This window comes from Pleomorphochaeta sp., from assembly GCF_050031695.1.
Classification (GTDB): Bacteria; Spirochaetota; Spirochaetia; order Sphaerochaetales; family Sphaerochaetaceae; genus Pleomorphochaeta.
Genome location: NZ_JBNAIC010000044.1, coordinates 1 through 12,243 on the forward strand (window position 1 = coordinate 1; position 12,243 = coordinate 12,243).

Genomic DNA, 12,243 nt, shown 5'->3' on the forward strand with positions numbered 1-12,243 from the left:
AAGTTTTAGATGCTGGTAAACATGATGACTTATTAGTTAATTACTTTAACTTAAGTTGGGAAGGTAACAGTGAACTTCCTGCAGGGGATTATGTAAGTAACGTAAAGATCTCTTATACAATCGAATAGTAGATACAATAAAATATATAAATACAACCTCCTAAAAAAGCAGCTCTTATTACGAGCTGCTTTTTAAATGCCTAATTAACAATTAAAAGAATTGATTTTTAATTTAAAAAAACTAACTTGCATCTAAACACCAGATTCGTTTATTATTTATAGCATGTGGGAAATTAGCATTATTGGAATATCACAAATAATATTTGGAATCATATTAATTCTTTCGAAAAAAAAAGAAAGAACTGACTATATATTAATATTATGGCTATGTACATTATCACTACCATTTATACAAACTATACAAGAAACTTTAAATCCAACAATAGACTATTCTTCAACTGTATTAAATCAAGCCTTTACAATACTTCATGGACCTTTCTTATATATTTACATAAAAGAATTAATTAAAAGAAGAAATGAAAAAATAAAATATTGGCCACATCTCATAATATTTATAATATTTTATATAATTTTCATTATAAATCCGGCCCCAATACACCCAGGTGGACCTAATGATTCAATAATAACTTCATTCTCGATTTCTAAATATTTTGGATTAATTAATATAATAGTATTTATAACTTATGGAATATTATCAATATTAACAATTTATAATCATAGAGAAAAAGTAAAAAACACTTTCGCATATACTAATAATAAAATTAATCTCATATGGTTAAATCTTCTACCAATTATTTTTATTATAATGATAAGTATTATTTTAATTATTGAAAATTCTAATTTAGAAAACATAATTGAAATTGAAGCTCTACACCAAATAATGTTTTTATTTCTTGCACTGTATTTAATCTTCTTTGGATTAAAACAAAATACAGTATTTCCTAATGAAAAAGAAGAACAAAATCAACAAAAAGTAGAAAACAAAACGACAGTAAATAAAATTGAGCCAATTCACAAAAATAATGAAAATGATAGATTATTAAAAGAAATGGATGCATTAATGAAAGAAGATAAACTATATCTAAATCCAACTCTTTCAGTTTATGATCTCTCCGATTCTCTTAACGTTTCAAGACATCAAATATCATCCCTTTTAAACAATGATTTATCAATGAATTTTTATCATTATGTAAATAAATATAGACTTGAAGAATTTTGTAATAGATTAAAAGAAGATACAAATAATCAATATAATATACTAGACCATGCATTTGATTCAGGGTTTAACTCTAAGTCAAGCTTCAATAGTTTATTTAAAAGTAACTACCAACAAACTCCTAGCCAATATAGAAAATCTTTAAAAACTCTATCTAGTTAATACTTTAGTCTAACCAATATTAATGGGTCCAAATTAGACACTAATTAGTCCAATTAGCACCATTTGGACGATTTTTATTTTAAAACCTCTTAAATTATCAACATCTAAATCAATTTAAGAGGTAAATACATGAATAAATTTATTCTGATATTAATGTCAATTTTATTAATACTAACATCTTGTGCTTCAAATGAGAATAAAACAACTACAATAGAACCTAAACTTCCAGATACAGGTCAATCAGCTACATATGATGCAAATGGTATATTAATAGAAGATATGAATGAGGATAATATCTATTATGGATCAGATGCTACAGTAGAAGGTAATGCTTTATCTTACCAAGACAATGAAGATGGTACAGTAACAGATTTAAACACAGGGCTTATGTGGCAACAAACTCCAGATTTTAATAGATACACTTATGACGAAGCAGTAGCATATTGTGAAAATCTAGAAATCGGTGGATATACTGATTGGAGATTACCAACTATTAAAGAACTATATTCTTTAGCTTATTTCAATGGTGAAATAATCCCAGAGGGAGAAAGTACTCCGTACATTGATACCGATTATTTTGATTTCCAATACGATAGATTATTATTTGCTGGACAATATTGGTCTTCAACAATATATGTAAAAAATGGTGTTCAAAACTATGAAGAACACGGCTCATTATTAGGTGGTTTTGGGTTCAACTTTGCTGATGGTCATATTAAATCATATGAAACTAGCTACTTTTTCGATGGAACTGCAATAACAGAAGAAGATGGCATTATGATTCCTGGCTGTTATGTTAGAGCTGTTCGAGGTACTACAACACTATATGATATGAATTATAATGATAATGGTGATGGTACTATTACAGATAACTCAACTAATTTAATGTGGGCACAAGATGATAGTATTGAAACTATGGATTGGATTGAAGCTTTAGCTTATGCAAATGAATCTGAATTAGGTGGATATAATGATTGGAGACTCCCAAATTCTAAAGAACTTGAAAGTCTAGTTGATTATAAAAAAACAGATTTCCCTGCTATTAATACAGATTTCTTTAATACTACAGTTACAAATTTTGAAACTGAAGAAGATGCATATTATTGTTGGACAAGCACAACTCAAGGTGATTTTAAAAATACCGCATGTTATGTTTCTTTTGGTCAAGCTTGGAGTAAAAAAAATAGTGATGCAACTACATACTACGATTGGCATGGAGCTGGAGCTCAACGATCAGATCCTAAAACTGGTAACCCTTCAGATTATGAAATGGCATCAGAAATGGCATCAGATTATATTTCGATAAATAATTATGTAAGATTAGTAAGAGATGCCAACTAAATTTAAAAAATACTTTACATAAATCTCAATAAAAAGTATTTTATAAAGGCTTTTGATATTAATTCAAAAGCCTTTTTCTATAAAAAAATATAAATAATTTTATATTTTAAAAAAAAATAACAAATTACAAATATGTTATTATCATATAATTCATTATCCCATAACACTTTAAAAAAAAATATAAATTCATCATGTATATTTTTTGTATATATATACTAGTAATGTATACAAATATATATTATGATATTGTTCGATTATCATTTTATAGGAGTAATGAAAAAATGAACGGGATAACAATATTAATAATCGGGCTTAGCTCATTATTATTAGGCTATGTTTTTTATGGCCAAAGACTTTCAAAAAAATGGGGTGTTGATGAATCTAAAAAAACACCAGCTTACGAACATGAAGACGGTGTTGATTATGTACCAACCGACTCAAATGTATTATTTGGTCATCAATTTGCATCAATTGCTGGTGCAGCACCAATTATCGGACCTATTGTAGCTTCAAGCTATGGTTGGCTTCCAGTATTATTATGGTGTTTAATGGGAGGAATTTTCTTCGGTGGAGTTCAAGATTTTGGAGCAATGGTAGCATCAGTAAAAAACGATGGACACTCACTAGGATATATAATTAAAAAATATTTAGGTTCCACTGGTAAAACACTATTTCTACTATTCTGTTGGTTATTCTGTATAGTAGTTATCGCAGCATTCGCTAATATTGTTGCTGTTTCTTTTGGATCCGTTGCTAACAATCCTGTATTAACTGCAAGCAATGGAAGTACAGCTACTACTTCTAGTTTATTTATTCTATTTGCAGTAGGTTTTGGATTTTTCTGTAGAAAAGTTCGCCCTAATAAAACAGTTCAAACTTTAATTGCACTTGCTTTATTAATTATTGCAATGGTAATTGGATTAAATGCTCCAATAACATCATTAACTGTTCAAAGCTGGACATATATAGTATTTATATATATTTTTGTAGCATCAGTTGTTCCTGTTTGGGCATTGTTACAACCTAGAGATTACTTAAATAGCTTTTTACTTATCTTCATGATTGCAGCAGCTGTTTTTGGTATTTTTATTGCTCGTCCAGAAATTTCACTTCCTGCAGTAACAAGTTTCTCTGTTGGTGGAAAAGGAATGTTCCCATATCTGTTTGTAACAATTGCTTGTGGTGCTGTTTCAGGTTTTCATGCTTTGGTAAGTTCTAATACTTCTAGTAAACAAATTAAAAATGAAAAAGATATGTTAAAAGTTAGCTATGGTGCTATGCTAGTAGAATCATTATTAGCAGTTATTGCATTAGTTTGTGTTGGATCTTTAGGTGGAATGCCAGAAGGAGCAACAGCACAACAAACTTTTGCTATGGCAATTGCGAACTTCTTAGATGTAGTCCATATGGATCATAATTTAAGTTTAACATTAATTAACTTGGCAATCAGTGCTTTTGCATTAACATCTCTTGACTCAGTTGCTCGTATTGCTAGATTATCTTTCCAAGAATTATTCACTGATGAAGATGAAGATCCATCTAAAGTATCACCAATAAAAAAACTATGTCAAAATTCGAGTTTTGCTACAATTATAACTTTAATTCTAGGCTATGCATTATCTAAAGGTGGTTATTTAAATATTTGGGCATTATTTGGAAGTTCTAACCAAATGCTTTCAGCATTAGCATTAAGCGCTGTTGCAGTATATTTAAAGAAAGCTGGCAAAGATAGCAAAAACGTATGGATTCCAATGATTATAATGATGGCTGTTACATTCAGTGCATTAACAATGCTAAACATTAGCAATTTCAGAGCTATTGGTTCTGAAGGTTTTGTATTTGCTAAACAAGGCTTACAATTAATTTTTGGTACATTTATTTTTGTAACTGGAATATTAATTTCTTATAATTCAATTAAGAGTTTATTCTTCAGCAATAATAAATAATAAGCTTTATTTTATACAATTTTGTTACTATATCGTACATTGTTTTAAATGTACGATATTTTTTTATCTCATAGTATGAATTAATAATAAAAGAATAGAATTGATACGCAAATTTGTTACTTAGTAATAAAAATAAATAAAGCCCTTAAGAAAACTTAAGGGCAAGAATTAAATATTTTAACAACTCAAAGAATTAATTCTTTTGATATATAAATTTAACAGGGTGTACATCCATAATATTAGTATACCAACCACCCCATTTATCAGTATCAACTAATTGGCTTTTTGTTAAATAGTAGAAAGGAATTACAGCTTGATTTTCATTAACTAAAATCTCTTCACATCTATGTAATAATTCCATTCTTTCTGGTCCATCTTCTAATAAGGAAGCTTCTTTAATTAAATTATCAAATTCTTCACTTGAAAAATTACCACCATTCATAGCGCCATCTGTTACAAACATATCTAAGAAAGTATTAGGATCTTGATAATCACCTACCCAACCATTACGAGCAATTTGGAAATTACCATCATCTCTATTAGAAATAAATGTTCCCCATTCTTGATTTTCTAAAGTTATAGTAATACCTAGAACATCTTTTAAATTAGCTTGTATTAATTCAGCTATCTTTTTATTAGATTCATTAGAATTATACAATAAAACCATTTCAGGGAACCCGATACCATTTGGATATCCTGCTTCAGCAAGTTTATCTTGAGCGATTTCGCATGCTTCATCATAATCCTCAAAAGGGAATTCCATTGCTTCATAACCTGTCATTTCTGGAATTAAACCCCATGCTGGCATACCAGAACCAACAATATTTTCAACCATTGATTCTCTATCAATAGAATAAGAAATTGCTTGTCTAACTAATACATTTTGAAGTTCATTAGAATCACAATTTACAATATAGAAAGAATTAGCTAATTTTGATGAAGATTGGAAATCTGCTCTCATTTGAGCTGAATCAATTTGATCTGTTGATATATCTGTTAACCAATCACACTCATTACCGATGTACATATTATAGTTAGTATTATCATCATCACTTGCTAAGTAAGTTACACTATCAAGATGAACATTATCTGCATCCCAATAATTTTCATTTTTTACAACTTTAATATATGATTGAGAAACATGTTCTTCTAATACAAAAGGTCCATTAGATACAATATTTTCAACTTGAGTCCATTTATCCCCATAAGTTTCTACACAAGCTTTAGGTAAAACAGCAAATGTAAAATGAGAGAAAGCTTCAACAGCATATGGAAGAGGTCCAACAAGAGTTACTTCAAGAGTATAGTCATCTATAGCTTTAACACCTAAACCGTCAGCATCAACTTTACCTGTAGCATAATCTGCAGCTCCTTTTAAAAACATTTCTGGGAACCAAGAATATGGAGCAGCAGTTTGAGGATCTAATTCTCTTTGCCATGACCATACAAAATCATTTGCTGTAATAGGAGTTCCATCAGACCATGTTGATTCTCTTAAATGGAAAGTAATTACAGTTTTATCATCACTAATCTCCCAAGATTCAGCTAATGCTGGAATTGGTTTAGCTGTTAATGGATCATTTTGAACAAGACCTTCAAATAAAGCATAATATATCCTATATTCAGGTTCACCTTCAATTTGTTGAGGATTAAGTGATGCTGGTTCAGTACCATTACTTATTATAAAGTTTCCGCCTTCTATAACTTCATCAGCAGTTGGATAACTCCAAGAAGTTACTTCTTTAGTTTCTACAGTATCATTATTAGCTACAGTAGAAGCTTGTTCAATTGATTCATTTGAATCAGTTCCTTGAGCACTTTTATTAGTTTCACTTGATGTATTATTAGTACATCCCATAAGTGAAAAGACAATTACAGTAAACATAATTAATAATGTTTTTTTTGAATTTGTATTCATTAGTCTTTCTCCAATTTTTTATATTGCAACGAAAAACTAACATATAAAAAAAACACATACAACCCTTTATTTAATCGTTTCAATGATATTTTTTTAGTGCAAAATAAAAGTATATAAGGGGTAAGTAATTATAAGAAAAATATAATTAAAAAAAATTTGTTACATATTTATACATATATATTTACATATATATTCATTATTTATTTTCCCCATATTATATGAAATTCATTTATAATAAATAACACGAATATCTTTTGTTCTATGCATAAATAACAGTATAAAATATGAAAAATAATAAAGACTTATAATGAAATTTAACTAGTTTACTTATGAATTAAAAAACCTATCATAAATACTTTGATAGGTTTAATTTTTTATTATTAATTATTGTTTATTAGCTTTGATAATTTCGCTTAGTTTTATATCTTTATGACGATATCTATTACTATTTACTTCACCATTTATATGAATAGCATGAGATGGACAACTATGAACACAAGCGAAACACATAAAACACTTATCACTTAAAGCAATTTTACCAGTTTTTGGATCCATTGAAATATTATCAACAGGGCAAACACTACTACAGATACCACATTGTTTGCAAGAATCATCGACTTTTATATAATTATCAATACCTTCTCCATATACATGTACTTTTAATCTTTTTTCATTAAAAGGTTTACCTTTCCTATTAAACATATAATTAGCAGATTTTTTTGATAAAAAAGACTCTTTCATAACCCAAATTTTTGATTGTTCAATTTCAGACTTTATTATATCTAAATGTTTTTCTATATCTTTTTTGCCTTCTTTTTTAACTTCTTTATCCATATCAAAAGTTGGAATATAATTATCAACCATTTGAATTTTGTTTATATAAGAAAACTTGTGCCCTACTTCTTTGCCAACATCTTTTAAATGAGTAGCTACAGCTCCTGAATAAATCCCATAAGTTATTACAGAAAAAAGATAATCTGTATTAAATTTTGCTTTTTTTAAAAAATCAACTACATACGGTGGAACAGCCCAACCGTGAAGTGGAAATACTATTCCAATTTTTTCATCACTAAATTCATAAATATTTTCTTTAATCATTTGTGGAATTGATAAAACTTCCCCACCAAGTGATTTTGCTACATACAGACTATTCCCTGTTGCTGTAAAATAAAGTATCTTCATATTTCCCCTCTTCATCTTTAATCTAAATTTTTTATTTTTAGATTTATATTTTAATTCATTTCTTATTGTTAAAATTACAATATCATATTAAATTTTAAGAAAATAGATAATTTTATCTCTAAAACTTGCCTAATTGTATCAACTAGGTTGAAATATAAATTTGATAGTGTTATGTTTTTCCCATGAGTAGAGAAAAAATAAAAACAATTATAGAAAACAATATTATTAAAAGTGGATTAAAAAGCACAAGTATAAAAGGAGTTGAACTTTTTAGAGTTACTGAATCACTAAATTGTGCACCTGCCATTTATGAACCAACCGTAGTTGCAATAGTAAGTGGTGCTAAAGAAGCAATCCTTGATGGTAAATCATATTTATATGACAGCAGTCAATACATGTGTTGTACAATGTCTTTACCTATTGAAGTTGGAACACCAAGGGCCTCAATAGAGAATCCATTATTAGGTGTAAAAATTAATCTAGATACAAGAAAAATGACACAATTAGCTCTAGAGTTAGAACAAAATAGTGGGCCTTCAAAAGCTACTAAAGTGAATATTAATCAACAAGGATTATCACTAGCAAGTTGGGATGATAATTTTACTGATGCTTTATATAGATTATTACAATTAATAGAAAATCCTACAGATTCTGCGATCCTAGGTGAAGCTAGATTGAGAGAATTATATTATGCAATATTAAAAGGTGAAGCCGGTGCTTCAGCAATGAAAGCTTTCGGGGTTGGAAACGAAATTGCTAGATCCATTGAATATTTATATTCAAGTTTAGACAAAGCTATATCTATCGAAGATATGGCAGAGCATATTGGCATGAGTAGAGCAGTATTCCATCGTAAATTTAAACAAGCTACAACTCTATCTCCTATACAGTTTATGAAATCAATGAGATTAAATACTGCAGCAATGAAATTAGCAAGTGGTAAAAATGTAAATGAGGCTGCTCAAGAAGTTGGATATGTTAGCTCTTCTCAATTTAGTCGAGAGTTTAAAAGGATGTATGGTCAATCGCCTAAACAATGGAGCCACTCTCTTAACTTACCAACGGGCATGATTTAAAATCAACTTAGTCAAATAATGTTCATATAAAAAAATGATCTAGGAAGCCCCTAGATCATTTATTATTATTTATAATTGATAAAAATTATCCAATATCTTTAATTAGTTTTTTATTAAATACTTCTCTATCAACTTGATTATTTTTATTAGCAATAACAGTTGTACAAATAGCATCACCTGTAATATTAACAGCAGTTCTTGTCATATCAAGAATTCTATCAATACCCATAATTAAAGCAATAGCTTCAATAGGTAATCCAACAGAATTAAATACCATAGTTAAAGTAATTAATCCAACACTTGGAACACCCGCAGTACCAATTGATGCAATAGTTGCAGTACCAATAACTGTCAAATAATCAACCATTGATAAATCAATACCATAAGCTTGGGCTGCAAAAACAACAGCAACACCTTGCATTATACTAGTACCATCCATATTAATTGTCGCACCAAGTGGAATTGTGAAAGAAGAAATTTTCTTAGAAACACCTAATTTTTCTTTTAAAGTTTCAATAGATAAAGGAATAGTTGAATTAGAAGTAGCAGTTGAGAAAGCAAATGCCATTACTGGGAAGAATTTCTTAATAAAAATTACTGGACTTAAACCTGTAGTTGTTTTTAATAAAATAGTATAAACAATAAAACATTGTATAAACAATGCCAATAATACTGATCCCATATATTTTAACATTGGTACAAAAGCATCAAACCCTGTTGAAGCAAATGTTCTAGCTATCAAACAGAAAACACCATAAGGTGCAGCTTTCATAACTACCATAGTCATTTCCATCATTACACTATTAAATTCACTGAAAAAATTACTAACAGTTGCTGCTTTATCATCTAATTTTGTTAAAATAATACCTAAAAATAATGCGAAGAAAATAACTTGTAACATTTTAGCATTAGTTAAACCCCAAAAAATATTAATTGGAATAATATTCAATAAAGTTTCAGTTACAGGTGTTTTAGTAGTAACTTTTACAGAATCAGCAGCTTGAATAGCATTCATATTAAGACCAATACCAGGATTGATTATATTTGCCACAGTTAATGCAACAGTTATTGCTAAAGCAGTTGTTATTAAGTAAAAGATTATTGTTCTAAGACCAACTTTCCCTAACTGCTTTGTATCACCAATTGCCATACTACCACATACTAAAGAACTAAATACTAAAGGCACTACAAGCATTTGCATTAATCTAATAAAACCTTTACCTAGAACATAAAAAATACCATCAACAAAGATAATATCTCTAACGTAACTTTGAGGAATTAAATAATTAAATATTAGTCCCATTAATGCACCAGCAATTAATCCAATAAAAATTTGTGAGGATAACCCTATTTTTGTTTTTTTTACTTCACTATTCACTATTTTGATTCCTTTATAAATTCTAATAACGCTTCTTGCCAAGATTTTGCTTTATACTTATTTTCTAATCTAATGATAAAATTATCTAATACTGCATAGGATGGATGATTTAATGAATATTCAGAATCAACTTTATTTACAGTATTTACAACTATATTATCCAATTTAGCTAATTTTAATATTTCATTTGTAAAATCAACTCTGCTACATCTTCCATCACAAGTAAAATGATAAGTACCATATTCATTAGTATTAATTATATGGAGTATGAATCTAGCAAGTTCTTTAGCACTTGTTGGAGTTCCTTTTTGATCTTTAGAAATATTCAATTCTTCTTTTTGCTTTGCTTTTTCTAAGATATATGTAACGAAATTATTACCCTTTCCATAAACCCAACTAGATCTAACTATAAAATGTTTTGGTGCAAATTCTTTAACAAAATTTTCTCCACATAACTTTGATTTACCATATACAGTAATTGGATTAGTTTGATCAAATTCTGTAATTGGAAGATCATTACTACCATCAAAAACATCATCAGTTGAAATTTGTACGATTTTTGCATTAACTTGAAAAGCTGCAATTGCAACATTTCTTGCACCAAGAGCATTAACCTTATAAGCTAACTCAGGATTATCGCTACATTCTTTTTCATTAGCAATCCCAGCACAGTTAATAATTACTTGAGGTCTATTAACTTTACAAAAGTTTAGTACCTCTTCAAGATTAGTAATATCTAATACTTCATGATCAGTATCAAAAACTTCATATCCCAATGGGTTCAATACATCATTTATAGCAGAACCAATTTGACCTGTTGAGCCTGTTATCCAGATTTTTAACATGATTTCATCCTTTTTATTATTTAAGATTATAAATTAATAATTAACAAACTTTATAAACATTAAAAAATTAACATAAAATAGAACTTCATCTATTTTATATTGCATAAATAATGAATATATATCTAAAAAATTAATAACAACCGAATCATAATATCTCATATTTATCAAATAAAATCAAATGGGTATTAGAATTAGAAACGTTTAGCTTAAATAATAAATATAAGTACCATAGAAAACAAACTATTTTATTTTAGTATTACCCAAAAAAAAGGCACTATCTAAAAAGATAGTGCACAATCAATAAATAATAAAACATGAGGTTAAGAACACATCATTACAATTCCAGACGCTACTAACACACCGTAGACAATAGTACTAAAATGTGAATCTTTTATATGATGATGAGCCCAATTTCCCAACAATGCCCCAACAACTAAAAATGGAATTAAAATCAATAATAAATGCCACATATCAGGCGTTACCATACCTGTTGCTATGTTTTGGGTTATCATAATTGCATTTAATGTAACCCAAAGCATACATAATGTAGCTCTAAACTGATTTTTTTGAGGTAGCGCTTTAGCTGCATAAGTCACAACTAAAGGACCTCCTGATCCAAAAGCACCTTGAAAGGTTCCACCAAGTAATAAAATTATAGGAGTTAGAAATTTTGGTAATTGTTTGTCATTGTTTCTTTTACCAAATACTTGCCAAAGTCCTCTAGTGCCCACTAATACCATAAATATGGATAATATAAGAGTCAAAATATTTTCATCTAAATATTTATTCGAAAGAATTCCAATAGGTAAACCTAAACCAACAAATATAACTATTTTTAAATATTCTTTCCAAACAATATCTTTCTTTGAAATTATAACGATATAAAGACAAAGTAAAAAACTAAGCATAACAAGAACCGGAACTGCAGCATGAATACCCACAAGTAAAATGGCAAAAGGTAATGCTAAAACAGTACAGCCAAAGCCTGTTATACCCTCTAAGAAATGTGTAATTAAAACAACAATTCCTAGCAAAATATATTGATACATATATGTCCTCCATAGACAAAATGAAATAAGCGCCTAAATAACGCAAAACCTTAATTATTAAGGGAATATATTAAGAAATAACCTCATATATAAATATTTAAAGATTTATA

General features: G+C 28.5%; 9 protein-coding genes. 4 read left to right on the forward strand and 5 right to left on the reverse strand.

The genetic code is table 11. From position 1 onward, the window contains the following. The first annotated feature begins 282 nt into the window (after nt 1–282). The 3 genes from ACPKM0_RS07885 (at nt 283) to ACPKM0_RS07895 (ending at nt 4,685) form a co-directional block, all read left to right on the forward strand. A complete protein-coding gene (locus tag ACPKM0_RS07885; RefSeq protein ID WP_472474912.1) occupies nt 283–1,398 on the forward strand; it encodes a helix-turn-helix domain-containing protein in 1,116 nt (371 codons plus the stop codon). Between the two features lie 129 nt (nt 1,399–1,527). Then, nucleotides 1,528–2,739 carry an Lcl C-terminal domain-containing protein gene (locus tag ACPKM0_RS07890; RefSeq protein WP_472474914.1) on the forward strand — a complete coding sequence of 404 codons (1,212 nt, stop codon included), beginning with the start codon at nt 1,528–1,530 and terminating at the stop codon, nt 2,737–2,739. 281 nt (nt 2,740–3,020) lie between these two features. After that, a complete protein-coding gene (locus ACPKM0_RS07895; RefSeq protein ID WP_472474916.1) occupies nt 3,021–4,685 on the forward strand; it encodes a carbon starvation CstA family protein in 1,665 nt (554 codons plus the stop codon). A 193-nt stretch (nt 4,686–4,878) separates the two neighbouring features. Here ACPKM0_RS07895 and ACPKM0_RS07900 read toward each other — a convergent pair whose 3' ends face one another. Together ACPKM0_RS07900 and ACPKM0_RS07905 are read right to left on the reverse strand one after the other, a co-directional pair. Continuing rightward, nucleotides 4,879–6,603 carry a peptide ABC transporter substrate-binding protein gene (locus ACPKM0_RS07900; RefSeq protein WP_472474918.1) on the reverse strand — a complete coding sequence of 575 codons (1,725 nt, stop codon included), beginning with the start codon at nt 6,601–6,603 and terminating at the stop codon, nt 4,879–4,881. A gap of 384 nt (nt 6,604–6,987) precedes the next feature. Further along, the gene (locus ACPKM0_RS07905) at nt 6,988–7,785 is read right to left on the reverse strand and encodes an EFR1 family ferrodoxin (protein WP_472474919.1); all 798 of its coding nucleotides are present in this window, start codon (nt 7,783–7,785) and stop codon (nt 6,988–6,990) included. A 182-nt stretch (nt 7,786–7,967) separates the two neighbouring features. Here ACPKM0_RS07905 and ACPKM0_RS07910 point away from each other — a divergent pair, with 182 nt between their 5' ends. Next, on the forward strand, nt 7,968–8,861 hold the full coding sequence (locus tag ACPKM0_RS07910; protein ID WP_472474921.1) for an AraC family transcriptional regulator: 894 nt from the start codon (nt 7,968–7,970) through the stop codon (nt 8,859–8,861). Between the two features lie 85 nt (nt 8,862–8,946). Here ACPKM0_RS07910 and ACPKM0_RS07915 read toward each other — a convergent pair whose 3' ends face one another. The 3 genes from ACPKM0_RS07915 to ACPKM0_RS07925 form a co-directional block, all read right to left on the reverse strand. After that, entirely contained in the window at nt 8,947–10,239 is a 1,293-nt protein-coding gene (locus ACPKM0_RS07915; RefSeq protein ID WP_472474923.1) for a dicarboxylate/amino acid:cation symporter, read from the reverse strand. Continuing rightward, a complete protein-coding gene (rfbD, locus tag ACPKM0_RS07920) occupies nt 10,239–11,084 on the reverse strand; it encodes a dTDP-4-dehydrorhamnose reductase (protein WP_472474925.1) in 846 nt (281 codons plus the stop codon). The genes ACPKM0_RS07915 and rfbD overlap by 1 nt, the downstream gene beginning before the upstream one ends. Before the next feature lie 320 nt (nt 11,085–11,404). Next, nucleotides 11,405–12,133 (reverse strand): sulfite exporter TauE/SafE family protein, encoded by a 729-nt coding sequence (locus ACPKM0_RS07925; RefSeq protein ID WP_472474927.1) that lies wholly within the window; start codon nt 12,131–12,133, stop codon nt 11,405–11,407. Nucleotides 12,134–12,243: the final 110 nt, after the last annotated feature.

Coding starts and splice junctions, on each gene's coding strand:
- ACPKM0_RS07885 (WP_472474912.1), top strand. CDS start 283: ATGTGGGAAATTAGCATTATTGGAATATCACAAATAATATTTGGAATC.
- ACPKM0_RS07890 (WP_472474914.1), top strand. CDS start 1,528: ATGAATAAATTTATTCTGATATTAATGTCAATTTTATTAATACTAACA.
- ACPKM0_RS07895 (WP_472474916.1), top strand. CDS start 3,021: ATGAACGGGATAACAATATTAATAATCGGGCTTAGCTCATTATTATTA.
- ACPKM0_RS07900 (WP_472474918.1), bottom strand. CDS start 6,603: ATGAATACAAATTCAAAAAAAACATTATTAATTATGTTTACTGTAATT.
- ACPKM0_RS07905 (WP_472474919.1), bottom strand. CDS start 7,785: ATGAAGATACTTTATTTTACAGCAACAGGGAATAGTCTGTATGTAGCA.
- ACPKM0_RS07910 (WP_472474921.1), top strand. CDS start 7,968: ATGAGTAGAGAAAAAATAAAAACAATTATAGAAAACAATATTATTAAA.
- rfbD (WP_472474925.1), bottom strand. CDS start 11,084: ATGTTAAAAATCTGGATAACAGGCTCAACAGGTCAAATTGGTTCTGCT.
- ACPKM0_RS07925 (WP_472474927.1), bottom strand. CDS start 12,133: ATGTATCAATATATTTTGCTAGGAATTGTTGTTTTAATTACACATTTC.